Annotated in this window: 1 pseudogene; it reads left to right on the top strand. The window is 41.8% G+C overall.

The window, feature by feature from the left end:
- Positions 1-249 (top strand): annotated as a pseudogene (locus SB749_RS20295) (restriction endonuclease); the annotation flags it as partial.

Here is a 249-nt window from a genome sequence, read left to right as displayed (position 1 = left end):
CATGATGAATTGGGCATATGCTGAATACGATAAATTTTATGCTCCCAATTCTAGAGAAACATTTCGTCGCCAAACTATGCATCAATTTTGTGATGCAGGTATAGCACTTTATAACCCAGACAAACCAGACCGACCTGTCAATAGTCCGAAAGCTGCTTACCAAATTGAACCTCACGTATTGACTCTGCTTCGTACTTACGGGACTACAGAATGGCCCAGCCACTTAAAGCGCTATTTAGTTGATCGTAC

The sequence above is a fragment of the Brevibacterium sp. SIMBA_078 genome (assembly GCF_046534565.1).
Classification (GTDB): Bacteria; Actinomycetota; Actinomycetes; order Actinomycetales; family Brevibacteriaceae; genus Brevibacterium.
Note: the sequence above shows the minus strand (reverse complement) of the source record. Positions and strands in the feature narration are given on the sequence as shown.